We start from the raw sequence: 23654 nt of genomic DNA, 5'->3' as shown, positions 1-23654 counted from the left end.
GGGGACAGGGGGTCGCCGCGCTCCGGAACCACCCGCGGGCGGTGGCCGTGTGCGTCGGCTCCGTGGCCCGCTGGGAGCCGGTGGCGCCTGGCGACGTCGTCCAGAGAAGCAGGCCGCCAACCCGTCCGCAATCACCCCTTTTACTAGTTGTGGTCGCATAGGCGCTGATGGCCCGTTGTGTGGCGTGGCTCTCAAAGTGCAGGTCAGAGGGGTTGGCGAATCGGACATTTGGGAAGAGTCTGACTACTAGCTCGGGCCGTAGGTGACGTGCGTCATGTGGGGTGCTTCACCGGTCTCGTCACCGGGTGCGTACGGCGCCTCACGCCCCGGGGTCGTCGAATGTGACCGCGGTCTCGAAGGCCGCCTTCCTGGTCGCCCGGCGCAGCGCCCGCAGCAGGGCGGGCCCGAGGGCGAGGGTGAGGACGACCGTGCACAGGGCCCGGCCCAGGTTCCAGCCCATGGCGGTGGCCAGGCTGTAGGCGAGGAACCGGGGCAGATTGGCGGCGGGCCCGGCGTGCGGGTCGAAGGCGATGTTCGAGGCGGTGCCGGCCAGCAGCGGCCAGCCGGCCAGGTCCACGACCATGCCGTAGCCGAACGCGGCCAGGAAGCCGTAGCCCGCCAGCAGCGCCAGCTCACCGCGCCCGCGCAGCCGCCCGGCCCCCGGCAGCAGCCCGGCGCCCATCGTGAACCAGCCCATCGCCAGCATCTGGAACGGCAGCCACGGCCCCACCCCGCCGGTCAGCAGCGCCGACGCGAACATGGTGAGCGAGCCCAGGGTGAACCCGAAGCCCGGCCCCAGCACCCGCCCGCTCAGCACCATCAGGAAGAACATCGGCTCGATCCCGGCGGTGCCCGCGCCGATCGGCCGCAGCGCCGCCCCCGTCGCGGCCAGCACGCCGAGCATGGCGACCGCCTTCGGACCCAGCCCCGACTCGGAGATCGTCGCCCCGAGCACGGCGACAAGCAGGAGCAGCAGGCCCGCGAAGAGCCAGGGCGCGTCCTGGGCGTGGGAGGTGATCCGGGAGCCGGGCGGGGCGAAGAAGGGCCAGCCGACGGCGACCACGCCGACGGCACTGACGAGAAGGAGGGCGGCCAGCGAGCGGGGGCCGAGCCGCACCGGGCCGGTCATGCCAGCGCCTCGCGCACCTGGGCCACGGTCAGCCACCGCTGCGGCGCGAGGACCTTCGTCACCTGCGGCGCGAACGACGGCGAGGAGACCACGATCTCGTCCGTCGGTCCGTCCGCGATCACCTCGCCCTCCGCGAGCAGCACGACCCGGTGCGCGATCTCGGCGGCCAGCTCCACGTCGTGCGTGGCCAGCACGATCGCGTGCCCGTCGGCGGCGAGTCCGCGCAGCACGCCGACCAGCCGTGCCTTCGCCGCGTAGTCGAGGCCCCGGGTCGGCTCGTCCAGCAGGAGCAGCGGCGGCCGGGCGGTCAGGACGACGGCCAGTGCCAGCGCCAGCCGCTGTCCCTCGGACAGATCGCGCGGATGAGTGTCGTCGCCGACCCCGGGGAGCAGCTCGGACACCAGGTCACGGCAGGTTCCCGGGGCCGCCCCCGCGTCCCGGTCGGCGGCCGCGCACTCGGCGCCGACCGTGTCGGCGTACAGCAGGTCACGGGGTTCCTGCGGGACCAGGCCGACCAGGCGTACGAGGTCACGCGGACGGGTGCGATGCGGTACCGCCCCGCCGACCCGGACCGTCCCGGAGCCCGGCTCCACCAGCCCGACCAGGGCGCCCAGCAGCGTGGACTTCCCGGCGCCGTTACGGCCCATGAGAGCGACGGTCTCGCCGGGCGTGACGGTGAGGCCGACACCGCACAGCGCGTCCACCCGGTCCCGCCGGACGGCGAGGGCACGGACCTCGGCGAGCGGAGCGGCGGGGGCCACCGGGGCGGCGGCCCCCTGTGTTCCGGGCCGCCCGGCCCGGGGACCGCGGCGGGCGGCGGCCCGCAGCCGGTCTGCTGCCCCCACGCGGGGAGCCGCGGCGGAGGCGCCGGCCGGCCGCCGGGCTTCGGCCCACCCGGTGCCAGGAGCGACGGCAGCGCGAGCGGGAACCGCGGAGTCGGTGGGGGTCCGCTGCTCCGGGACCGCCCGTCCTGCGAGGCGCTCCCGCAGGCCGGCCGCCCGGCGCCGGGCGTCCCGCACGGTCATCGGCAGCGGCGACCAACCGGCCAGCCGCCCCAGCTCCACCACCGGCGGACACACCGGCGACACGGCCATCACCTCGGCGGGAGTGCCGCACACCGGCGCGGCCCCCGGCTCCGGGAGCAGCACCACCCGGTCGGCGTACTGCACCACCCGCTCCAGCCGGTGCTCGGCCAGGAACACCGTGGTCCCCAGGTCGTGCACCAGTCGCTGGAGCACGGCCAGCACCTCCTCGGCGGCGGCCGGGTCGAGCGCGGAGGTCGGCTCGTCGAGGACCAGGACCTCCGGATGCGGGGTGAGCACCGACCCGATGGCGACCCGCTGCCGCTGCCCGCCGGAGAGGGTGGCGATCGCCCGGTCCCGCAGCCCGTCGAGCCCCAGCAGATCGAGGGTCTCCTCCACCCGCCGCCGCATCACGGCCGGAGGGATCCCCAACGACTCCATCCCGTAGGCGAGTTCGTCCTCCACCGTGCCGGTCACGAAGTGGGCGAGCGGATCCTGCCCCACCGTGCCGACGACATCGGCGAGTTCACGCGGCTTGTGCGTCCGGGTGTCCCGCCCCGCGACGGTGACCCGGCCGCGCAGGGTGCCGCCGGTGAAGTGCGGCACCAGCCCGCTGACGGAGTTCAGGATCGTCGACTTGCCGGTACCGGACGGCCCCACCAGGAGGACGAGTTCACCTTCCGGCACCTCGAAGTCGACGCCCTGGACGGCCGGCCCGGCCGCGCCCTCGTACGTCACGGAGACGTCCTCGAAACGGATCACGACGGCTCCTTCGGCACGACGAGGGCGGGCAGCAGCCCGAGCAGCACGGCGGCCGCGGGCCACAGCGGAAGCGTGGGGGCGATCAGCGGTACGACCCCGGGCTGCAGGGCGTCCGGATCCCGCACCGCGGCCAGCGCCAGCAACCCGGCGACGGCCGCACCCGACCCGGACACCAGCCAGGCCCGCGCGTCCCACGCGTCCGGCCGGTAGCGGGTGCGCAGCGAACGGCGGCCGCCGAGCCGCAGCCCCGCCAGCGCGGCGACCACCCCGGCCAGCAGCAGGGGCAGCCCGTAACCGCCGCCCTCCGCGGTGAGCAGCCCGTACGTTCCCGCGCACACGCCGAGCAGCCCGCCGAGGGTCAGCGCGGCCGTCGTACGGCGGACCCGGTCCGGTACGTCGGCGCTGCGGCCGTAACCGCGCGCGTCCATCGCGGCGGCGAGGGCGACCGAGCGCTCCAACGCACCCTCCAGGACCGGCAGCCCGACCTGGAGCAGCCCCCGGACGCCGGAGTCGGGACGGCCGCGCAGCCGGCGGGCGGCGCGCAGCCGCTGGACGTCGGCGATCAGGTTCGGCGCGAAGGTCAGGGCGACGACCACGGCCACCCCCAGTTCGTACAGGGCGCCGGGCAGCGACTTGAGGAGACGGGCCGGATCGGCGAGCGCGTTCGCGGCGCCGATGCAGATCAGGAGGGTGGCGATCCGGAGGCCGTCGTAGAGGGAGAAGGCCAGCGCCTCGGCGGTGACCCGGCCACCGAGCCGGATGCCCTGCGCCCAGTGCGGGAGCGGGATCTCGGGGAGGGTGACGAGGGTGTGCGAGCCGGGGACGGGAGAGCCGAGGAGGACGGTGAAGGCGAGGCGGACGATCAGGACGGCGAGGGCGAGCCTGGCGAAGGCGGAGTATGAACGGGACCCCTGCGTCCGGCTCCGGCAGGCGGCCACGACATAGCCGGTGACCGTGACGAGCAGGGCGAGGAGGAGGGGGTTGGTGGTCCGAGAGGCGGCGACACCGAGCGAGAGCGCCCAGAGCCACCAGGCACCGGGATGCAGAGTGCGGGTACGCCGGGACCGGGGCACGGGGGGTTTCACTCGCCCGCGCTCGCGGGGTGCCGCCCCGCCCGCCAGTGCCGACTGGGGGTCCCCCCAGGCCTTTCGGGCTCTGGGGGAGGCACTACTGTCCACGGCCAGGACGTACCCCGTAAGGGGTGCGGGCCGTAGCGATCCGCGGCTCCGCCGCGTGGACGCGACCAGCCCCCACCGGCTCGCACTGTGACGATCACGCATTCTTCCGCCGCCGCGCCTGCCAGAACGCACCCGCGGCCACCACCACGATCACCCCCACCCCGGCCAGCAGCCCCACGGACGGCCCGGCCCCCGACGTACCACCGCCCGACGTACCACCGGCCGGCGTACCGCCCGCCGCCACCTTCTCCCCGCATCCCTTCTCGGGATACCCCCCGATCGCGCACAGCAACGCGTTCGCGTCGTACCGCAGCGGTTTGGCCACGGCGGCCAGCGCGTCCGCGGCCGTCGCGTCGTCCGGCACCACCGCGCACGCGGTCCGCCGCACCGGCGGCCGCTCCGCGGACGGCGCGTCCGCCGCCGTACCGAAGTCGATGACCAGCGCCACCCGCTTCTTCCCCCGGACCGCGGCCGTGTCGGCGCAGATCGTCCCGAAGCCCGCCGTCCCGCGTGGCTGCGACGCGTCCCCCGAGTCCTCGCTCACCGCGAACCGGAACCCCTCGACCGCGCCGTCGTCCGGCCGCGCCGTGGACGGTCCCTGCGTGGCGTACGTCCACCGCGAGCCGTCCCGCTCCCAGAAGGACCAGTAGCGGTAACCGGCGGCCTCCGCTGGCGCCGCGGTCGCCAGCAGGGTCAGCGCGGCCATCACCAGCAGCGCCGCACGGCGGACGCGGACGCCGGTCACGGCTGCCGCTGCTTCCGGCGCCCGCTGAACAGGAAGCCGATGCCGATGCCGACGACGAGCCCGGTACCGACGATCCACCAGACGCTGGTGCCCGAGGACTTCTTCTCCTTCTTCTCCTCGGTGTGTGCGGCCGCGGCCTCGGGGGCCGGGCCCGTCGCGTTGAGCGCCGTCACCAGGTCCGTACCGCCGAAGTCACGCGGATCCGCGCCCATCGCGTGCGCCGCGAAGATCAGCTCCGCGTAGGCCGCGGGCCCGCTCTGCGTGGCCCACGGCTCGGCGTGGGCCTCCAGCCAGGCGTACGGCTTCCGTGCCGGCTTGGTCGAGCCCTGCGCGGCCATGGCCACGACCGCGTCGGCGGTGTTGCCGTAGTCCGGCTGGGGCTTGGCGCCGGCGAGCGCGGAGACCAGGTGGTTTCCGTGGTCGTCCATGGCCTCCGCCAGATACGCGGCGCCGTTGCGGGACGCGTCGGCCGGCGTCAGTGCCTTGTCGGAGTTCTCGCAGGCATAGCCCTCCTCCGGGGCCTTCCCGGCCGTCGCCGCGAACCCCTTGCCGAGCAGACCGAGCACCCCGGCGGCGGTCGCGTCCGCGTTGGCCGCCAGCTTCCCCTTCTTGTCCGGCTGGTAGGCGAGGCCGCCGCCACCCGCCGCGTCGCAGCGGAGGGACCACTTGGCGAGGAGGTCGGCCGCCGCCTTGTCCGGGCTCTCGCCGGCCGCGGTGAGCGCGCCGATCACCACGCCGGTGGAGTTCGTGTCGCTGGGCGAGCCGGGGGAGTAGCCCCAGCCGCCGTCCTTGTTGCGCTGCGCCTTCAGCCAGGTCACCGCCTTGCCGACGGCGTCGTCGTGACCGCCGACCGCCGCCAGCGCCTGTACGGCGGCGGCCGTGCTGTTCGTGTCCACCGTCACCTTGGCACCGCAGGCCACGGTCGGCTCGGCGCGGAACGCCGCGTACGAGCCGTTCGCGCACTGCTGCCCGGCCAGCCAGTCCACCGCCTTCGCGGCCGGGGTCAGGCCCACCGTGTGCTGGGCGAGCAGGGCGAGCGACTGGCGCCAGACGCCGTCGTACTTGGGGTCCGTCCTGCCGAACAGCCCCGACGGGAGCACCGTCGAAGCGGACGGGGACGGGCTGTCGGCGGCCGTCGCGGTCATGGCGGGCGTGGCGGCGCCGATGACGGCGGTGGCGGCCAGCACCGCGGCGCTGCGGCGGAGGACGGTCATGATCGGCGGGTGCCTCTCCCTGCGGGGGAACCGGGCGGCACGGGACACCCCGGCGGCTCGGCTCCGTGAACCTCGACGGTGCCGTGCGCCGACGGGTGCCGGCGCACATGAGCCGATCAACGTCCCGCGCGGGGCGGTCCGGCTCACCGTCGGTGCGACGGTTCACGGACAGGGGTGTCCCCCGGTTCGGGCGAAGCCGTGAACCGGGGAAGGAGCAGCGCCGGGTTTGCACCGGCTTTCCCCCGTACGGGTGATGACGACCCGGCTACCTTACCGGCCGCCGAATCGAAGCTGAGGGGCGGCTGTGGGTCGTAGCCGCTGGTTATGGTCATGCCATGACGGGGAGACTGCTCGGTTCGGGGCGTTCGGCGGATGTGTACGAGGTCGACGAGGCGTGGGTGCTGCGCCGGGACCGGGACGGCTGGGGGGACGCGGCCGCCGAGGGCGCGGTGATGACGTACGTACGGGAGCACGGGTATCCGGTGCCCCGGGTGCGGCCCTCCGGGTCCCGTACCGACCTGGTCATGGAACGGCTGACCGGACCGACCATGCTGGCGGCGCTGCTCGCGGGGGAGATGGGCCCGGCGGCGGGCGGTGCGCTGCTCGCCTCGCTGCTGCGGCGGCTGCACGCGGTGCCCGGACGGGACCCGGCCGACCCCGGCTCCCGTGTCCTCCACCTCGACCTGCATCCGGACAACGTGATGATGACCCCCGACGGGCCTCGGGTCATCGACTGGACCAACGCCGAGGACGGGCCGCCCGGCCTGGACTGGGCCATGTCCGCGGTGATCCTCGCCCAGGTCGCGGTGGGCGAGCTGCCGGTGGCCCGCGAACTGCTCGCGGGCCTGCTCGCCGATCCGGGTGAACTGACCGAGGAGGGGCTGGCGGAGGCCCTGCGGCGACGGGCGGCCAATCCGACGATGAGCCACCGGGAGGTCGAACTGCTCGGCGCGGCCGAGAGGTTGATACGAACCCTGATGTGACCGCGGGCTCACTTCGGCTGCGATCCGGTGGCGGCTCACAGGGGCGCGGCGGCCGCATCGGTGTGCGGCTCCGCCGCGAGGCGCGACCGGCCACGGCGGTGCCGCCGCCGAACTGCGGCCGGACATCACGGCGCTTGCGGCGAGGCGCTCAGGCCGCTGTCACGACCGGGGCGATGCCCGCGGACAGGTGGCGGCCCATCCGGCGCAGGGCGTCGTCGCAGCCGGCGGGATCCTCGCCGACGGCCACCCAGAGCGCCAGCCGGTCATCGACGGTCGCGTGCGGCCCGGCGGTGACGTGGTGGCCGGCGTCCCGGGTGAGGATCATGCGGTCGGCGCCGGGTTCCCCGGCCGCGTCGGGGGAGAGGGTCAGGTGGTCGAGGCGGCCGGTGGCGGCCGGGTAGGCGAACCGGATCGCGGCCGCCCGCTGCCGGGTGGGCGTGGTGTCCGGCACCTCGCCGGTGGCCAGGGCGGCGGCGGCCTGCGCGAGGTCGACGCCGGTGGCGCGTTTGACGAGGAGCGGGATCAGGTCGCCCGGGAGACACGGGGTGACGTCGGTGACCCGGGGGCCGCGGTCGGTGAGCCGCAACCCGATGTGCAGCACACCGCGGGTGAGGCCGAGGGCGTGCACGGTGCGGTCGACGGCAAGACGCAGGAAACGGTTGTGCAGCAGGCCGTCGTGGGCGTGCACGGTGTGCCGGAGCGGCTGCCGGGCGGGCGCCGGGCCCAGGGTCGTACGGGTGATGGCGACGATACGGATCTCGCCGTCCAGGACGACGGTCTCGGCGCAGACCCTGGGCGTACCCGGGTCGTCGACGGGGACCGCGCCGGCGGCGAGCGAGGCACGCAGCGCGGCCGGGTCGGCGCAGGCGGCGGCCGTGGCGGGGGAGGGGCCGGGCAGCCCCAACTGCCCGGCGATCCTGGCCGCGGCGACCGTGTACCCGGCCGACCGGGCCAGCACCCCGCGGACCCGGTGCCGGGCCGCGAACCGCACCACCGCCGAGGCCGTCGCCCCGTCCTTGCCGGGGTCCGCCGCCAGGTGACCGGCCAGGCACGGACGTGCCCAGTCGGGCGGCGCGGCGTCCACCAGCACCACGGGGCGGGCCGCGGCGATGCGCGTCAGCACGAACTCGTCGTACGCGCACCGGCGGCCGGCACCGAGGAGCAGGACGGGCTGCGACATCCGTTCGCCTCACCTTCAGGGAGGAGGCGGGGCGGCTGGTCGCCCCGGATGCCGCTCCCCCATAGGCGGCACCCGGGGCGGGTCGGTTCGACCATGGCCTGGGTGACGTGATCGTTCCCGATCCTTTCTGGCGAACCGTCATATGTCAACGATTGCTGCCCCGTTCCGCAGTGACCCTTGTCATGTCTGGTGACCGGGCACGGGAATTCGATAACCTCGCGTCTGCTCGGCCGACCGACTGCTCGGCCGACCGACCGGTCAACGACGTGTCTCCTGGGGGACCTTGGTGAGTGACGCCCATGCCCCGCTGACCGGCGTACTGGCACGGCTCGGGGAACTGACCGGACGGCCCGGGCGGCTGTCCGAGGTGCTGGACGTGGCCGACCTGTCCCACCGCACCGGGATCCCCGTCGGGACCGTCGCCGAACTGCTCGCCGGCGGGACCGCGCCCGAGGCGGGGCTGGCCGAACGGGTCCGCCAGCGGCTGGACTTCATCCGCGAGAACCGGCGCCGGCCCGACGGCAAGCGGTACTCGCTGGGCGAGCTCGCGGCGATCGCAGGCACCAGCAGGCAGTGGCTGAGCGAGTGGCGCAAGAGCGGCATGCCGGGCCTCGAACACACCGACCGGCTACGGCGGTTCTTCGGGCTGCCGCCCGGCTTCTTCACCGCCGACGAGCCCGAGGCACTGTACGAGGCGCTCCAGCCGGTGTTGCAGGGACTGGAGGCACAGGCCGACCCGCTGTCCCGGCTGCGGGAGAGCGGCCTGGTCCGGCTGGCCGCCCGCGCCCCGCAGATGAACCCACGCCAGCTCACCACCCTCGCCGACCTGGCAGAGATGCTCATCACGTCCGAGACGGCCGCCAACTAGCCTGCCAACCAGGCATGAACGGGGCCGCAGGCGCGTTCGGTGAGGAGTGGGTCCAAGGGGTCCATGCGCTCCTTACTACACCGCCACGTACGTGACCGGCTCGCTTCCCGTCACCGGCTCCACGAGCCCCAGTTTCACCAGGCGCCGCAGATGGGCCTCCGCCTCCGAGACGGCGATGTTCCGCGATCCGTAGGGGATCTGCTCCCAGGGCCGGTTCCACTCCATCCGTACGGCCAACTGCCACAAGTTCAGGGGCTGTTGGAGGAGGACATGGAGCGCGGTGAGGCGTTCCTCGTGGTGGGCCAGGAGCTCCCGTACCCGTGCCGGCGCGTCGGTGAAGGTGTACTGGTGGGCCGGGAGCACCTCGGCGGGGGCGAGACGGCCGATGCGTTCCAGGGAGTCGAGGTAGTCGCCGAGGGGGTCGGTGACGGTCGCGTCGTCGGGGTCCTCGTACAGGCCGATGTGCGGGGTGATCTCGGGGAGCAGATGGTCGCCGGAGAACAGGCGCCCCAGGCCGGGGAGTCGGGCCGGGTGCTCTTCCTCCAGGTGCAGGCAGACGTGGCCGGGCGTGTGCCCCGGCGTCCAGACGGCGCGCAGCCGGCGGCCGGGCAGGTCGAGGAGTTCGCCGGGGAGGATCTCGCGGTCGGGGAGGGCCGGGGACAGTCCCGGCGGCGAGTCGCGGCGGCGGGGTCCCCCGCGCAGGGGCGCCACGTGTTCCTCGGGCGCTCCCGCGGCCGTCAGCTTCGCCGCCATGTAGGTGAACCACCGCTCGGGCCGGGTCTCCCGGGCCCGACGCACGATCGCCGCGTCGGCCGCGTGCATGGCGAGCCAGGCCCCGGACGCCTCCCGCACCCGCCCCGACAGCCCGTGGTGATCGGGGTGGTGGTGGGTGATGACGACCCCGTGCACCTCCCCGATGCCGATGCCGCACGCCTCCAGCCCCGCCACCAGTACGTCCCACGACCCGGGATCGTCCCAGCCGGTGTCGACGAGGACCGGCCCCCGGTCGGTGTCCACGACGTACACCAGCGTGTAGCCGAGGGGATTGTCCGGAATGGGAACCTCGACGGACCGTACGCCCCCGCCGTGATCGTGAACGGTCACCTCCGCCCGCCCCGCCGCGGACTCGTCCTGCTCGCCCTGACTGTTCGCCATTCGTCGCCCTCCGCCCCCGCACCGCCTCACGGCCATTGCTCACTATAACTAGAACTGGTTTCAATGGGTGCTCAAGTCGACCGACACTATGGGATGTTGGGCTGACCTGCGCTGATGTCCGCATCACCTGTCGCCGCCTGTCGACGTTGGTCACTGCCGGACGGCCCAGATACGGCCCAGCCCGCGAAGCGGTGGTTGCTGCACTGACTGCTGTACGGCATCTGTGGTCCGGTGCTTAGAAGATGCGGGCACGCCCTGGTGAGGCGGTCCGCTCGTTCTATGCCGGCACCGTGCCGGGTTGCCGAGTACCGCTGCCGTCCGCCGTCGTTGCCGCCAGCACCGCCGTCACTGCCGTCGGTGGCGCCGCCGTGTGACCCCAGCATTAGGAGTTCGATCTACACCTGTTCGTGGGGCCGTAGTCGGCAGCTCCGGAGGTCGTGCGAGGGTGTTGACGTATGCCGCCGTCCGGGCTCGTTGATGTCAGCGTTGGATGTCACCGAGACAGCTCCGGAACTGGTCAGACCTCCAACGGATCGTCTGGTCGGTCCGCCCAGCGCCACCATGTGTGCCGGTCCGCGCACTGCCACAACGCGCGGCATGCGCGCCGGTTGTCGTCCTCCCGGCCGGAGAGCACGAAGCCACCGGACTTCACGGGCTGATTGCACTCGAGACAGGCCGGCGCGTCGCTGGTCATGCAGCGCACCTTATTGGGGAGCGGCCGCGAGCTCCATCCTGGACTGCGGTAAGCCGTCGGAGGTCTGGACCTCAGCCCACGACCGTCAGCCACGATGGCGGCTGCGCCAACTGACTACGTATACGTGTGCCTCGCTGCGATCCCAACGGCCTCAGCCACGCTGCCATGCGGTCGACCGGAGCAAAGCGTCCGGCGGAAGCATGGCGGTGAGACCTTGGGTGAGGACCTCTTCGTCCCGAAGCAACTCGGGGTGCCCGTTGTTCTTGGGTTGCGGTGTCCCTCACCTGGGCTGATGGTCCGCTGACGTCCGCGGTTATTCGCGGTTGTGCGTCGCGGTTGTCACGCAGTTAGACACACGGTCGCTGGCAGCCCGCCGGTCGAGCGTGCGTGTGGTCGGCAGCTCTCTCATCTCGGCACCTCAACACCATGCCGGAACCTCTCCGTCGTAGAGAAGCAGGAGGCGAGCCACAAGGCCTCCGGCATGTTCAGGATCACGCCACTGATGACCGGGATTGGCGAGCTACGCCGCAACTCCTCAGGGAAGTCTTCGCCGAAATCGAGTCCCTGAGCCCATGCGCCGGGCAGGAGCAACCCGCTAGGTATGATCGGGATCGGATCCCAGTCGAGGTCACTGTGCAGAAGCGTGGCGTAAAACTCCCCGGGGCGCTGCCAGAAGATCAACTGCTCATCGAACTCATTGACCCAATGCAGGACGTAGTCTGAGCGATCGAAGACTACGCCTGCCATCTCTCCGAGATGACTCAGGACCGCGTTCCGTCCCCGATACCCGCCGACGTACGCACGGGCTTCATTTACGAAGTCCGTTATGGTGCTGGCATCCAGTATTGACGCCCCAGACAGCCTGATGGTGCGCGGACGGCGGCCCTTCTGCCCTCCAACACGGAGCTGCTTCGTAGCGTTCGCCCAGTACAACTTATCTGTTTCCGGGTCAAAGACGACACAGAATACAGGCACGTTGCCGTTTGCCCAGGTCTCGGAGTGCTGTCGCACCGGTACTGCGTAGCCGTAAGAACGTCTCCATGAGACGCCCCCCTTCACCTGTACCTTTATGACGTCGTTGGTCACTCGCCCGGCGTCAGCGAAGGTGACATACAGGTCCTCGCCGTAGTCGTTCTGCCCCGAGATCTCCTCTACGACGTGATCGTGACTTTGCAGGAGAGTGCGCAGAGCGTTCACTGCTGCCTGTTCGACCCGCCGTCCACTCGGAATCACCGTCATGTCCCGCCCCCATCTGCGTGGTTGGTCGCCTACAGTGCCATCCGGGTCTGACACTGTGACGTCAAGCGAGTTGCATGCAGACGTTCGTACCTGTGCCATGAGCTTGGGAAGCTCGGGTCTTGCGGCGGCAGATGCTGAGCTGACCTGCGGCGGAGCGGTGTTGGAGTCTTGGTCGCACCAGGGGCAAGTTCCCGCTGTTCCCCGTGGTTCCCCGCAGGATCTGGCACGTGAGTGGCACGTTCCCTTCGCCTCGAACGTTCCTTGGCGGAGCTAGAGCCCGGAGTGTTTGATTCTCAGCCGACGACAGTCAGCCACGATGGCGGGTGCGTCGACCGACCACGCACGCGTGTGCCTCGACGCACCCCACCGGTATCAGCCACGCTGCCATGTCGTCGACCAGAGCAGCAAGCCGCGCCGGCGGAAGCGCGACGGTGAGACCTTGGGTGGTGACCTCTTCGTCCCGAAGTAACTAGGGTAGGCGCGCCACCTTGGATCAGAGCACCCTTCACCTGCGCTGATATCCGCAGGTGTCCGTACTCGTCCGCGATTATTCGTCGGCGTTGTCACGCAGTTAGACACTCACCTAACGGCACTCGGTGCGCGGGATCAACTCACGTCAGCGAGCTGAGATAGCCTACCAAGGCTTCGCAGAACGATGCCGGCATCGGAAACTAGTCACAAGGCCTCATACTATCGAACGCAATTCGAGTAGGGGCGCTCGTTTGCAGCTGCACCATGCGTTCATAGAAGCCAATTTTATCGTAAGGATCAAGGTCCTCCACGATCTGCGAGGCTCGCGCCAAAGTGGCTCCGTAAAGCCGTGGAGCCGACCGCCCCAGCCACGACGTACCCCTTCTCTGACGTCAGGCGGCTGATTGCTGTGCGCGCGGCACGGGCGCCGGCCGGGCTGGAGCGGGACGGAGACAGGAGCGCAGGCCCGGCCGGGGGCCGGGCCGCGCGCGGGGAGCGGAGCGAGCCGCCTTGATGAAGTAGGGAAAGTTGTACCGCACCCATTGATCGGAACCGCTCGATCGTGGCCTGTCGGCTCAGCACTCGCCTCGGCTACCGTTCCAGGCATGCCTTCTGCACTGGACACGCCTCAGGGAGCGGCCGAGCTAGCCGAGTCTCTGCTTCCCAGCTCGGGAACCGTTGGCTGCACACTCTGGCTGTAGCCGCACGCGCTCAAGAGGCTGCCGCGGCTGTGTCGGAGGCTGATCGTGATCTTCTCGTCGCCGCAGCGTGGCTCCATGACATCGGCTACGCACCCGAGCTGCGCGAGACCGGGTTCCATCCCCTCGACGGTGCTCGCTATGTGGAAGCGCTGGGAGCGCCGGCGCGTCTCGTGCGGCTCGTCGCCCACCACTCCGGGGCCGTGTACGAAGCAGAGCAGCGCGGCCTCTCGGCAGAGCTGGCCGTCTACGAGCGCGAAGACTCCCCCGTCCTCGACGCGTTGATCTTCGCCGACATGACGACCGGTCCCGCCGGACAGCCCTTCGACTTCGATACACGGATCGACGAGATCCTCGTCCGCTATGAGCCGGGCAGCGAAGTGCACAACGCGATCAGCAAGGCGCGGCCGTACCTCCGTGCGGCTGTCCAGCGGACGCGCGTCCGTCTCGGCGTCGGCTCCTGATCACTTGCTCAGCGCGAGTGCCCGTGCTTGTGCAGCGCCGCGCTGGCGCGGAAGCGCATACGTCCACAGCGGTCCTTCTCCTCATCGGACGCGTCCTCGGGGCAGCAGCAGTGGCTAGCCAGCCATCGCAGGTCATCGGGGTCTAGCCAGAGGGGCACTCGGCCCTTTGCCGCTTCTGTCGCCGGGTCGGTTTCGTTCATGGCGGGACCCTATCGAGGGCATCAACCGATGTAGGGCTCGGTCCGGTCGGCGAGCCCGTGGTCGATCCGCATGCGCATCGACGGGTGGATGGTCAGCTCGTCCAGCCTGCTCGGATCGACGAAGGCGACCTCCTTGCTCTCGCTGCTCGTCCGCAGCTGGCCGCCGACGATGCGCGCGTGGAAGCAGATGGAGAACTGCTGGCGGACTTCGCCGTCGTCGTACGCCATGACGTGCCCGGGGTTCGTGTAGATCCCGACCAGGCCGGTCACCTCGACATCGAAGCCGGTCTCTTCCTTGGTCTCGCGTACGGCCGCGTTGGGGGCTGACTCGCCCAGGTCGATTCCGCCTCCTGGCAGGGCCCACAAGTCGTTGTCGGTCTTGTGGATGAGCAGCACTTCCCCGGCCTCGTTGCGGGCTACGGCGGTCACGGAGGGGACGAGGCTGTTCGCCTTCGGGGCGTTCGGGTCGTTGAAGTAGTCGACGCGTGCCATGCGTTCAGCCTCGCACGTCGAACGCGGTTCACGCCTTCCGGCCCTGGTCCCACGCGTAGTCGAAGCTCCGCATGTAGTGCCGGAACGTCCGTGCACCCGGCAGGTACTTGAAGTGCATCACCGGGTTCTGTCCTGCGGGGGCTCCCAGCACGTGAGGGTTGACCAGCACGTCGTCATCGAAGCGGTAGATCGAGTTGTAGAGGATCGTGTGGTGCAGCCGGATCTCGACGCCGGGCGTCGACATGGCGGGCTGCAAGTACCGGCGAGTGATCCGCGCTCGTGCCGCCAGGTCGTCGCCGATGCCCTCCTCCTCGTCACGCTGGCGAACAGCCACGGACTCCGGGTCGCCTCCCGCCGGTCGACGTCACGCTGCCCTGGATGCAAGGCCGTCATGTGCTCGGCGAGCGCGAAGGCGACCGAGTCCGGCAGTTGCCGTTCTTGGGCGGAGCGAAGACCAACTTCCGTTCCACGACCTTGACCTGCTGCTCCTCTTCTTCAGTGGCGTTGAGGGCGGGGCAGTCTGGCGCAACGCCTTCAACGCACACGCCTGGAAGCCTGCGCTGGCCGCAGCTGGAGTGATCCCCAAGCCCGCGCCGGGGGAGCGGTACAAGGAAGCCCGCGAAGACGGCATGCACGCGCTACGGCACTTCTACGCCTCGGTGCTCCTCGACTCCGGGGAGAGCATCAAGGCCCTGAGCGCCTACCTCGGCCATGCCGACGCCGGGTTCACGCTGCGCACCTACACCCATCTCATGCCGAGCAGCGAGACGCGTACGCGCAAGGCCGTCGACGAGATGTACCGGACGGCCCACAAGGACCCGACGGCCCCCTGACGGCCCACGACTTTCGCACCCGCCCCTGATCATCGGGAAACCGCTGGTCAGGGGCATTCCTGTGCTGTCCGTGGACTACTTTAACTAGAACTGGTATCAGTTCTGAAACATCGTCAGGAAGGGTGGCGGGGCGCCATGACCGAGTTCCTGGAACATGGGCAGCTGTTCATCGGCGGGGAGTTGACCGACCCCCTGGGCAAGGACGTCATCGAGGTGGTGTCGCCGCACACCGAGGAGGTCTTCGGGCGGGTGCCGCATGCCTCGCGGGAGGACGTGGACCGGGCCGTCGGGGTCGCGCGGCGGGCCTTCGACGAGGGGCCCTGGCCGCGGATGAGCCTTGCGGAGCGGGTCGAGGTCGTCACTCGGATCAAGGACGCGATCGCCGTACGGCACGAGGAGATCGCGCGGGTGATCTCCTCCGAGAACGGTTCGCCGTACTCGTGGAGCGTGCTCGCGCAGGCGCTCGGCGCGATGATGGTGTGGGACGCGGCGATCAGGGTGGCACGCGACTTCACGTACGAGGAGACGCGCGACGGGGTGCTGGGGAAGATCCTGGTCCGGCGGGAGCCGGTCGGGGTCGTGGCGGCCGTCGTGCCCTGGAACGTGCCGCAGTTCGTGGCCGCCGCCAAGCTCGCCCCCGCGCTGCTCACCGGCTGCACGGTGGTGCTCAAGCCGTCCCCGGAGTCGCCGCTGGACGCCTACATACTCGGTGAGATCACCAAGGAGGCCGGACTGCCGGACGGGGTGCTGTCCATCCTTCCGGCGGACCGCGAGGTGAGCGAGTATCTCGTCTCGCATCCGGGCGTCGACAAGGTCTCCTTCACCGGCTCGGTCGCGGCCGGCAAGCGGGTGATGGAGGTGGCCGCGAAGAACCTCACCCGGGTGACGCTGGAGCTGGGCGGCAAGTCGGCCGCGGTCGTACTGCCGGACGCCGATGTGGCCGCCTCCGTCGCCGGGATCGTCCCGGCGGCCTGGATGAACAACGGTCAGGCGTGCGTCGCCCAGACCCGCATCCTCGTCCCGCGCTCCCGCTACGACGAGTTCGCCGACGCCCTCGCGGCGGCGGCGAGCGCCCTGAAGGTGGGCGACCCGCTCGACCCGGCCACCCAGGTGGGCCCCCTCGTCGCCCGCCGCCAGCAACAGCGGAACCTGGACTACATCCGGATCGGCCAGGAGGAAGGCGCGAAGATCCTCACGGGCGGCGGCCGTCCTGCGGGTCTGGAGAAGGGCTGGTACGTCGAGCCGACCCTCTTCGGCGACGTCGACAACTCCATGCGGATAGCCAGGGAGGAGATCTTCGGCCCGGTTATCTGCCTCCTCCCCTACGGCGACGAGTCCGAGGCCCTGAAGATCGCGAACGACTCGGACTACGGGCTGAGCGGCAGCGTGTGGACGGCGGATGTGGAGCACGGTATCGAGGTCGCGCGGCAGGTCCGTACGGGCACCTACTCCGTCAACACCTTCAGCCTGGACATGCTCGGTCCGTTCGGCGGCTACAAGAACTCCGGTCTGGGGCGGGAGTTCGGGCCCGAGGGCTACAGCGAGTTCCTCGAACACAAGATGATCCACCTGCCGGCCGGCTGGGAGGGGTGAGAGGACGCCATGGGTGACCGTTGGCACGTCGAGGTCGACCGTTCGATCTGCATCGGCTCGGCTCAGTGCGTCAACCGCGCCACCGGGGCCTTCCGCCTCGACTCCGCCATGCAGTCCCACCCCGTGGACCCGGAGACGGACGCCAACGGCAGGATCCTCGACGCGGCCGAGAACTGCCCGGTGGAGGCGATCACGATCACACTGCTGGACACCGGGGAACCTGTCTTCCCACCCGAGGAGTAGCTTCCGATCGAGGGCCGGCTTCCGATCGAGGCCTGGCTTCCGCCTGGGGACAGGCTTCCGTCTGGGGACCGGCTCCTGCCTGGGGACCGGCTCCTGCCTGGGGACTGGCTTCCGCCTGGGGACCGACTCCTGACCGAGGCCTGGCTCCCGCCCGTGGGCTTAGCGAGGCTCGAGAGCGGCGAACAGCGCCCTGGCCCGGGTGCCGTCCGGCTGCTGCCAGGCTCCGGTGACATACCCGGCCGCGTCGGCGGCCGGCAGTGAGCCGGGGGTCAGTACGCGGCGCAGCCGCAGGACCAGGCCCTCGTCCGCCACGGCGAACTCGGTGCTCTCGTCGGTGTCGACGGGGGCGCCGAGGCCGGGGAGCGGAGCCGCCGCGGTGTAGCCGCGGGCGACCTCCTGGTCGGGCGTGTCGGTGACGCTCTGCGCCTGCGCCGCGGTACGTCCCTCGATCAGGGCCACCAACCCGGCCGTCAGCACGGGGTCGTGGCAGCCGTCGTAGGTCCAGCGCGTGCCGAGCACACCGTGTTCCATGGTCCCGACGAGCGCGTGCTCGGCGCCGTCGAGCGGGGCTGCGCGGTAGGTGAGCGGTACGAGATACGCGTCCGAGCCCTCCGTGACGATCATGAACTCGATCCCCACCTCGCCCTCCGGGTCGTCCAGCCGGAACCCGCCGGCCTTCACCAACTCCGGCGCGGCGGGGCCGCGGTACCAGGGGCGGGTGGGGAGCCAGCCGGCGAGGAGTTCGACCTTGGTGGGCTTGAGGGTGGTGTGGTGGATGAGTGCCATGGGGACATTCTCCGATCAGGGGCAGGGCCCCGCCAGGGGCTTTTCACCCGAGGGCTGATCCGAGCGCTGACTCGGCGGCTGATCCGGGGCTGATCCGGCAGCTGACGGGGTGGCTTGGCGCCGGCCTGCCAACCGCCCGGCGTGGCCTGGCAACTTCCCGGCGCGGCACCTCGGTGGCCCAGCCTGGTCTGTCGGTGGCCTGGGATACGCTCCAGCGGTCCGACAGGCCGACCAGGGTGGGGAACGTGCGCAAGACCGAGGCCGAGGGCCTGATCAAAGCGGCCTACGAGGCGTGGGAGGCCGAGGAGTGGCTGTCCGCCGCCGGGCTCTTCGAGCAGGTTCTCGCGCGGTTCCCGGACGAGGAGCGGAGCGCGGTGTGGTGGTACGACGCCGCGCTCGCCCACAAGTTCCTGCGCAACTGGGCCAAGGCCTGCGCACTGGGTCGCGAGGCCGCTGCCCGGGCGCCGCGCGGCGAGGGCGACCCGGCCTTCTGGAACCTCGGTATCGCGGCCACCATCCAGGGCGACTGGGCCACCGCCCGGGACGCCTGGGCCGGTTTCGGCATCGAACTCCCGGCAGGGGAGGGGGAGATCGACGGGCGGTTCGGGGCGGCCTGTGTGCGGCTGGACACCGGTGGTGAGCGGGAGGTCGTGTGGATCGACCGGCTGTGCCCGACGCGGGGGAGGGTGATGAACGTGCCGGTGACGGCGGGACGGCGGTTCGGGGAGATCGTCGTGCACGACGGCGAGCCCACGGGGCGCCGGGTGGTCGAGGGCCGCGAGTTCCCCGTCTTCGACGAACTGCTCCTCCTCCGGGCGTCCGGGCTGCCGACCCTTGAGGTGACGGTGAACGCCGGGGAGGCCGCCGACCTCGACGCGCTGCTCGCCCTCTTCGTCGAGCACGACTTCGGCGCGGAACCCGCGAGCAGCCTGGAGATGCTCTGCTCCTGCTGCAGCGAGGGCACCCACGAACAGTCGCGCAAGGTCCACGCAGGGGCCCAGCGGGTGTCCCTGGCGGCCCCGGAGGCCGAGGCCCGGCTGCTGCTGGAGCGCTGGGCCGGGGAGACCGCGCTCGGGCGGAGCTGGAGCGGGCTGACAACGGTGGGGTAGCGCGCCGGAAGCGGTGGGGTAGCGGGTTGTGAGGGGTGGGGTAGCGGGTCGTGAGCGGCGGGGTTGCGCGCCGCAGGCGCTCGCGTGTGACCCATATCAAGAAAAGTAGAAAAAATCCCCCATTGGGGTGGTCTATTCCCGTTCGGGCGTTCTATCCTGAAATCAGCCTACGAGGCGAGTGAGGGAGTCCGAGCGGCGTAGCCGACTCAGGCGTGACGCAGATGCATACGCATCCGCCAGTGCCGACGTCGACGGTCGGGCTGAGAGGTCGGAAGGCAGCGGTTTTGCCGGACGGCGACCCCCATCACCTGATCCGGACCATGCCGGCGAAGGGAACCCGTCTCGTAGGTCTTCGCATGCCCCGAGCCGCGCACCGAGCCATGCCCCGAGCGCGCCCGGGCTACTGCTTCCCGCCCGGCTCCGTCAGGTCGATCAGCCGGCAGACCGTCTCGATGTCGATCTTCACCTGGGCGATGGAGGCGCGGCCCGACAGCCAGGTGATCAGGGCCGAGTGCCAGGTGTGCTCGATGACGCGGACGGCGGAGAGCTGGGCGGGGGACGGGTCGGTCAGGCCCATCGCGTCCAGGATGATCGCCGTCGTCTGCCGGGAGACCTGGTCCACCTCGGGAGAGACGCTGCGGTCGGCGAAGGTGAGGGCGCGGACCATCGCGTCGGCCAGGTGCGGCTCGCGCTGCAGGGCCCGGAAGGCCCGCATCAGGGTCTCGGCGACCCGCTCGGACGCCGTCTCGCCCGCCGGCGGCTTCTTGCGCAGCGTGCCGTGCATGTGCTCCAGCTGGTCCTGCATGGTCGCGACCAGCAGGTGGACCTTGGAGGGGAAGTAGCGGTAGAGCGTGCCCAGCGCCACCTGGGAGGACTCGGCCACCTCGCGCATCTGCACCGCGTCGAAACCGCCCCGGCTGGCCAGCTGGGCGCTCGCGTGCAGGATGCGGCGGCGCCGGGCCTCCTGCCGCTCGGTGAGCGGCGGAGTGGCCGATCTGGCGCCGATGTCCACCTTGGCTTCCGCAGGCATGGGTCCCGTCCGTGACAGTCGGTGAGGGCAGTGCTCAGGGCGAGTGATCAGACAGCATGGCAGGGGTCGCGTCGTGGCGCGAATCACCTGATCCACTGCTCACTCCGCCCCTACCTGCCGGTAGATTCAGAGCCTCTTGAACGATCAAGTCTGAAACTTGTTCTAGATTAGCGTCCCGGCGTAATCTCGCGGGAAAGTGCAGGGAGAAGGGGGCCCAGAGTGACCGCTGAGGCCAGGCGGACGGGTACCGACGAGGAACCCGCCGCCGACGGCGAGCGACCGCTCGGCATCGCGCTCCTCACCTATAAAGGGAACCCGTTCTGCGGCGGCCAGGGCGTCTACGTACGGCACCTCTCCCGCGAGCTGGCCCGCCTCGGGCACCGCGTCGAGGTGATCGGCTCACAGCCGTACCCCGTCCTGGACGAGGGGTACCCCGCGCTCACCCTCACCGAGCTGCCCAGCCTCGACCTGTACCGCTCCCCGGACCCCTTCCGGACGCCCGGGCGGGACGAGTACCGGGACTGGGTCGACGCGCTCGAAGTGGCCACCATGTGGACCGGCGGCTTCCCCGAACCGCTGACCTTCTCGCTGCGCGCCCGGCGCCATCTGCGCGCCCGGGCCGGGGAGTTCGACGTCGTCCACGACAACCAGACGCTGGGATACGGCCTGTTGGGGGACGTCGGCGCGCCCCTCGTCACCACCATCCACCACCCCATCACCGTCGACCGGCAGTTGGAGCTGGACGCGGCCGAGGGATGGAAGCGGCGGTACTCGGTACGGCGCTGGTACGCCTTCACCCGGATGCAGAAGCGGGTCGCCCGCCGGCTGCCCTCCGTGCTCACCGTCTCCGGCACCTCACGCCAGGAGATCGTCGACCATCTCGGGGTACGCGAGGACCGCGTCCACGTCGTCCACATCGGCGCCGACACCGACCTCTTCGCGCCGAATCCCGCCGTACCCCAGGTGCCCGGCCGGATCGTCACCACCTCCAGCGCGGACGTGCCCCTGAAGGGGCTGGTGTTCCTCGTCGAGGCCCTCGCCAAGGTGCGGACCGAGCACCCCGCCGCCCACCTCGTCGTCGTCGGCAAACAGCCCACCGAGGGGCCCGTCGCGCAGGCCGTGGAGCGGTACGGCCTCGAGGGCGCCGTCGAGTTCGTGAAGGGCATCTCCGACGCCGAACTCGTCGACCTGGTCCGTTCGGCCGAGGTCGCCTGCGTGCCGTCGCTCTACGAGGGCTTCTCGCTGCCCGCCGCCGAGGCGATGGCCACCGGCACCCCGCTGCTCGCGACGACGGGCGGCGCGATCCCCGAGGTCGCCGGACGGGACGGGGAGACCTGCCTGGCCGTGCCGCCGGGCGACGCCGGCGCGCTGGCCGCCGGCCTGAGCCGGCTGCTGGGCGACCCGGAGCTCCGCGCGCGCCTCGGCCGGGCCGGCCGTGAGCGGGTGCTACGGCACTTCACCTGGGCGCGCGCCGCGGAGGGCACGGTGGCCCGGTACCGCGAGGCGATCGCCCGCTCCGCGGGCGGCACGGACGCCGCTTCCGGCCGCTCCGCGGCCGAGGCCGTGGCCCGCGCGCCCCGCAATCCCGGCCGCTCCGCGGCCTCAGCTGGTGTTCGTCACGAGAGTGAAAGCAGGGCCACGTGCTGACCGTCGACTTCTCCCGGTTCCCGCTCGCCCCGGGCGACCGCGTCCTGGACCTCGGCTGCGGGGCAGGACGCCACGCCTTCGAGTGCTACCGGCGCGGCGCCCAGGTCGTGGCGCTCGACCAGAACGGAGAGGAGATCCGCGAGGTCGCCAAGTGGTTCGCGGCGATGGCGGAGGCCGGCGAGGCACCGGCCGGCGCGACGGCCACCGCCATGGAGGGTGACGCGCTGGCGCTCCCCTTCCCCGACGAGTCCTTCGACGTCGTCATCATCTCCGAGGTCATGGAGCACATCCCCGACGACAAGGGCGTGCTCGCCGAGATGGTGCGCGTGCTCAGGCCCGGCGGGCGGATAGCCGTCACCGTGCCGCGCTATGGCCCCGAGAAGGTCTGCTGGACGCTCTCCGACGCCTATCACGAGGTCGAGGGCGGCCACATCCGCATCTACAAGGCCGACGAGCTGGTCGGGAAGATCAAGGAAGCCGGTCTGCGGCCGTACGGCAGCCACCACGCGCACGCGCTGCACTCGCCCTACTGGTGGCTGAAGTGCGCGTTCGGCGTCGACAACGACAAGGCACTGCCGGTACGCGCGTACCACAAGCTGCTCGTCTGGGACATCATGAAGAAGCCGCTGGCCACCCGCCTGGCCGAGCAGGCGCTGAACCCGGTGATGGGCAAGAGCTTCGTCGTCTACGCCACCAAGCCGCACCTGCCCCGGACCGAGACGGGAACGGGGACCGGAACCGAAACCGGGACCGACGCCCCGTCGGACGCCGAGGTGGCCGCCAAGTGACCACCCCCCGGACAGAACACCTCGTCCTGCCCGGGGTCCTCACCGCCGAGCAGGCTGCCGCGACCGTCCGCGGGATCCTCGCCGTACAGCGGGAGGACGGCGCGATCCCGTGGTTCCGGGGGCACCACCTCGACCCCTGGGACCACACCGAGGCCGCGATGGCGCTGGACGCGGCCGGGGAGCACGCCGCCGCCGAGCGGGCCTACACCTGGCTCGCCGAGCACCAGAACGAGGACGGCTCCTGGTACGCGGCCTACGCCGACGGCGCGCACGACGACGTCACCGACCGCGCCCGCGAGTCCAACTTCGTCGCCTACATCGCCGTGGGCGTCTGGCACCACTACCTCTCCACCGGCGACGACACCTTCCTCGACCGGATGTGGCCCGCCGTGTACGCGGCCGTCGAGTGGGTGCTGCGGCTGCAGCAGCCCGGCGGTGAGATCGGCTGGCGGCGCGAGGACGAGGGGACGCCCACCGACGACGCGCTGCTGACCGGGAGTTCGTCGATCCACCACGCGCTGCGCTGTGCGCTCGCCATCGCCGAGCAGCGGGAAGAGGCGCAGCCGGACTGGGAGTTGGCGGTGGGCGCGCTGCGGCACGCGATACGGCGCCACCCCGAGCGGTTCCTGGACAAGGACCGGTACTCGATGGACTGGTACTACCCGGTGCTGGGCGGGGCGTTGACCGGTGCGGAGGCGGCCGCGCGGATCGAGAAGGACTGGGAGCGGTTCGTCGTACCCGGGTTCGGGGTGCGGTGCGTCGTCCCCAATCCGTGGGTGACGGGCGGGGAGTCGGCCGAGCTCGCCCTCGCGCTGTGGGCGGTCGGGGAGTCCGACCGGGCGCTGGAGATCCTGCAGTCGATCCAGCATCTGCGGGACGCGGAGTCGGGGCTGTACTGGACCGGATACGTCTTCGAGGACGACGCGATCTGGCCGCGGGAACTCACCACGTGGACGGCGGGGTCGCTGCTGCTGGCGGTCGCCGCGCTCGGAGGGCATGACGCCACGTGTGCGGTGTTCGGAGGTGGGCGGCTGCCTTCTGGGCTTGAGGTGGACTGCTGCGCCTAGGGGGCGGGGGCGCGGCGTACGGCGGGTGCGGCGCCATACGGGCTGGTAGCACCCACGCGGCGGA

At 71.4% G+C, this 23654-nt stretch carries 23 protein-coding genes; 10 read left to right on the top strand and 13 right to left on the bottom strand.

What is annotated here, in order from left to right; translation table 11 throughout:
* Positions 1–319: 319 nt before the first annotated feature.
* The 5 genes from ACZ4N4_RS03175 to ACZ4N4_RS03155 all read right to left on the bottom strand — a co-directional run bounded on the left by ACZ4N4_RS03175 (position 320) and on the right by ACZ4N4_RS03155 (position 6050).
* The gene (locus ACZ4N4_RS03175) at positions 320–1129 is read right to left on the bottom strand and encodes an ECF transporter S component (protein WP_467583820.1); all 810 of its coding nucleotides are present in this window, start codon (positions 1127–1129) and stop codon (positions 320–322) included.
* Positions 1126–2913: an ABC transporter ATP-binding protein gene (locus tag ACZ4N4_RS03170; protein ID WP_467583816.1), complete on the bottom strand. Its 1788-nt coding sequence runs from the start codon at positions 2911–2913 to the stop codon at positions 1126–1128. The genes ACZ4N4_RS03175 and ACZ4N4_RS03170 overlap by 4 nt, the downstream gene beginning before the upstream one ends.
* Positions 2910–3998 (bottom strand): energy-coupling factor transporter transmembrane component T, encoded by a 1089-nt coding sequence (locus ACZ4N4_RS03165; protein WP_467583813.1) that lies wholly within the window; start codon positions 3996–3998, stop codon positions 2910–2912. Before ACZ4N4_RS03165 ends, ACZ4N4_RS03170 begins: the two co-directional genes overlap by 4 nt.
* Before the next feature lie 187 nt (positions 3999–4185).
* Entirely contained in the window at positions 4186–4797 is a 612-nt protein-coding gene (locus ACZ4N4_RS03160) for an SCO2322 family protein (RefSeq protein ID WP_467585302.1), read from the bottom strand.
* Positions 4798–4832: 35 nt separating this feature from the next.
* Complete coding sequence (locus ACZ4N4_RS03155; protein ID WP_467583810.1) at positions 4833–6050, bottom strand: prenyltransferase/squalene oxidase repeat-containing protein; 1218 nt, start codon at positions 6048–6050, stop codon at positions 4833–4835.
* A gap of 335 nt (positions 6051–6385) precedes the next feature.
* Between ACZ4N4_RS03155 and ACZ4N4_RS03150 the strand changes: the two genes are divergently transcribed.
* On the top strand, positions 6386–7033 hold the full coding sequence (locus ACZ4N4_RS03150; protein WP_467583807.1) for a phosphotransferase family protein: 648 nt from the start codon (positions 6386–6388) through the stop codon (positions 7031–7033).
* Positions 7034–7181: 148 nt separating this feature from the next.
* On the opposite strand, the gene ACZ4N4_RS03145 is transcribed toward ACZ4N4_RS03150, so the two are convergent.
* Complete coding sequence (locus ACZ4N4_RS03145) at positions 7182–8213, bottom strand: hypothetical protein (protein ID WP_467583803.1); 1032 nt, start codon at positions 8211–8213, stop codon at positions 7182–7184.
* Between the two features lie 286 nt (positions 8214–8499).
* Here ACZ4N4_RS03145 and ACZ4N4_RS03140 point away from each other — a divergent pair, with 286 nt between their 5' ends.
* Positions 8500–9081 (top strand): XRE family transcriptional regulator, encoded by a 582-nt coding sequence (locus ACZ4N4_RS03140; protein WP_453577418.1) that lies wholly within the window; start codon positions 8500–8502, stop codon positions 9079–9081.
* 75 nt (positions 9082–9156) lie between these two features.
* On the opposite strand, the gene ACZ4N4_RS03135 is transcribed toward ACZ4N4_RS03140, so the two are convergent.
* The 3 genes from ACZ4N4_RS03135 to ACZ4N4_RS03125 form a co-directional block, all read right to left on the bottom strand.
* Positions 9157–10236 (bottom strand): MBL fold metallo-hydrolase, encoded by a 1080-nt coding sequence (locus ACZ4N4_RS03135; RefSeq protein WP_467583800.1) that lies wholly within the window; start codon positions 10234–10236, stop codon positions 9157–9159.
* A gap of 517 nt (positions 10237–10753) precedes the next feature.
* Positions 10754–10930, bottom strand: a complete 177-nt coding sequence (locus tag ACZ4N4_RS03130; protein ID WP_467583798.1) for a dehydrogenase — start codon at positions 10928–10930, stop codon at positions 10754–10756.
* Between the two features lie 405 nt (positions 10931–11335).
* Positions 11336–12169: a DUF4365 domain-containing protein gene (locus ACZ4N4_RS03125; protein WP_467583795.1), complete on the bottom strand. Its 834-nt coding sequence runs from the start codon at positions 12167–12169 to the stop codon at positions 11336–11338.
* 1201 nt (positions 12170–13370) lie between these two features.
* On the opposite strand from ACZ4N4_RS03125, the gene ACZ4N4_RS03120 reads away from it, so the two are divergent.
* Positions 13371–13802, top strand: coding sequence for an HD domain-containing protein (locus ACZ4N4_RS03120; protein WP_467583792.1), 432 nt, complete (start codon positions 13371–13373; stop codon positions 13800–13802).
* A 221-nt stretch (positions 13803–14023) separates the two neighbouring features.
* Here the strand turns inward: ACZ4N4_RS03120 and ACZ4N4_RS03115 are convergent, their stop codons facing one another.
* Positions 14024–14494, bottom strand: a complete 471-nt coding sequence (locus tag ACZ4N4_RS03115) for an NUDIX hydrolase (protein WP_467583789.1) — start codon at positions 14492–14494, stop codon at positions 14024–14026.
* A gap of 28 nt (positions 14495–14522) precedes the next feature.
* A complete protein-coding gene (locus ACZ4N4_RS03110; protein WP_467583786.1) occupies positions 14523–14828 on the bottom strand; it encodes a hypothetical protein in 306 nt (101 codons plus the stop codon).
* Positions 14829–15069: 241 nt separating this feature from the next.
* Here ACZ4N4_RS03110 and ACZ4N4_RS03105 point away from each other — a divergent pair, with 241 nt between their 5' ends.
* The 3 genes from ACZ4N4_RS03105 (at position 15070) to ACZ4N4_RS03095 (ending at position 17163) form a co-directional block, all read left to right on the top strand.
* The gene (locus tag ACZ4N4_RS03105) at positions 15070–15327 is read left to right on the top strand and encodes a tyrosine-type recombinase/integrase (protein ID WP_467583783.1); all 258 of its coding nucleotides are present in this window, start codon (positions 15070–15072) and stop codon (positions 15325–15327) included.
* 135 nt (positions 15328–15462) lie between these two features.
* Positions 15463–16920 carry an aldehyde dehydrogenase gene (locus ACZ4N4_RS03100; RefSeq protein WP_453575293.1) on the top strand — a complete coding sequence of 486 codons (1458 nt, stop codon included), beginning with the start codon at positions 15463–15465 and terminating at the stop codon, positions 16918–16920.
* 9 nt (positions 16921–16929) lie between these two features.
* Positions 16930–17163 (top strand): ferredoxin, encoded by a 234-nt coding sequence (locus ACZ4N4_RS03095; RefSeq protein ID WP_467583780.1) that lies wholly within the window; start codon positions 16930–16932, stop codon positions 17161–17163.
* Positions 17164–17322: 159 nt separating this feature from the next.
* Here the strand turns inward: ACZ4N4_RS03095 and ACZ4N4_RS03090 are convergent, their stop codons facing one another.
* Positions 17323–17949 carry a maltokinase N-terminal cap-like domain-containing protein gene (locus tag ACZ4N4_RS03090; protein ID WP_467583777.1) on the bottom strand — a complete coding sequence of 209 codons (627 nt, stop codon included), beginning with the start codon at positions 17947–17949 and terminating at the stop codon, positions 17323–17325.
* 245 nt (positions 17950–18194) lie between these two features.
* Here ACZ4N4_RS03090 and ACZ4N4_RS03085 point away from each other — a divergent pair, with 245 nt between their 5' ends.
* The gene (locus ACZ4N4_RS03085; protein WP_467583774.1) at positions 18195–19058 is read left to right on the top strand and encodes a tetratricopeptide repeat protein; all 864 of its coding nucleotides are present in this window, start codon (positions 18195–18197) and stop codon (positions 19056–19058) included.
* A gap of 400 nt (positions 19059–19458) precedes the next feature.
* On the opposite strand, the gene ACZ4N4_RS03080 is transcribed toward ACZ4N4_RS03085, so the two are convergent.
* Positions 19459–20088 carry a TetR family transcriptional regulator gene (locus ACZ4N4_RS03080; protein WP_467583771.1) on the bottom strand — a complete coding sequence of 210 codons (630 nt, stop codon included), beginning with the start codon at positions 20086–20088 and terminating at the stop codon, positions 19459–19461.
* Positions 20089–20307: 219 nt separating this feature from the next.
* Between ACZ4N4_RS03080 and ACZ4N4_RS03075 the strand changes: the two genes are divergently transcribed.
* Genes ACZ4N4_RS03075 through ACZ4N4_RS03065 form a run of 3 tightly spaced genes read left to right on the top strand, consistent with a single transcriptional unit; the run spans position 20308 to position 23590 of the window.
* Positions 20308–21735 (top strand): glycosyltransferase family 4 protein, encoded by a 1428-nt coding sequence (locus ACZ4N4_RS03075; RefSeq protein ID WP_467583768.1) that lies wholly within the window; start codon positions 20308–20310, stop codon positions 21733–21735.
* Positions 21729–22523 (top strand): class I SAM-dependent methyltransferase, encoded by a 795-nt coding sequence (locus ACZ4N4_RS03070; protein WP_453575285.1) that lies wholly within the window; start codon positions 21729–21731, stop codon positions 22521–22523. Before ACZ4N4_RS03075 ends, ACZ4N4_RS03070 begins: the two co-directional genes overlap by 7 nt.
* Positions 22520–23590: a prenyltransferase/squalene oxidase repeat-containing protein gene (locus tag ACZ4N4_RS03065; protein ID WP_453575283.1), complete on the top strand. Its 1071-nt coding sequence runs from the start codon at positions 22520–22522 to the stop codon at positions 23588–23590. The genes ACZ4N4_RS03070 and ACZ4N4_RS03065 overlap by 4 nt, the downstream gene beginning before the upstream one ends.
* Positions 23591–23654 lie beyond the last annotated feature (64 nt).

It is taken from the genome of Streptomyces sp. NPDC026538, assembly GCF_055567535.1.
Note: the sequence above shows the minus strand (reverse complement) of the source record. Positions and strands in the feature narration are given on the sequence as shown.